The 581-nt window shown below is 66.8% G+C and carries 1 pseudogene; it reads left to right on the forward strand.

The features are described from left to right. Nucleotides 1-581: pseudogene (locus tag BIU95_RS13370) on the forward strand (excinuclease ABC subunit A); the annotation flags it as partial.

Below are 581 nucleotides of genomic sequence, written 5' to 3' on the forward strand. Positions count from 1 at the left end.
GGTTCCGGCAAGTCGACGCTGGTGAACGACATCCTGTACAAGGTGCTCGCCAACCAGCTCAACGGTGCGCGGCACATCGCGGGCAAGCACACGCGGGTGAAGGGCCTCGACCAGCTCGACAAGGTCGTGCACGTCGACCAGGCACCGATCGGCCGCACGCCGCGGTCGAACCCGGCGACCTACACGGGCGTGTTCGACCGCATCCGGCAGCTGTTCGCCGAGACGCAGGAAGCGAAGACCCGCGGCTACCAGCCCGGTCGATTCAGCTTCAACGTCAAGGGCGGTCGCTGCGAGAACTGCGCCGGTGACGGCACGATCAAGATCGAGATGAACTTCCTGCCCGACGTCTACGTCGCGTGCGAGGTCTGCGGTGGTGCGCGCTACAACCGCGAGACGCTCCAGGTGCACTACAAGGGCAAGAACATCTCCGAGGTCCTCGACATGCCGATCAGCGAGGCGGCCGAGTTCTTCGAGCCGATCTCCGCGATCCACCGCTACATGGCGACCCTCGTCGACGTGGGCCTCGGCTACGTGCGCCTCGGCCAGAGCGCGACCACGCTCTCCGGCGGCGAGGCGCAGCG

The sequence above is a fragment of the Curtobacterium sp. MCBA15_007 genome, from assembly GCF_001864905.1.
In the GTDB taxonomy this organism is placed as follows: domain Bacteria; phylum Actinomycetota; class Actinomycetes; order Actinomycetales; family Microbacteriaceae; genus Curtobacterium; species Curtobacterium poinsettiae.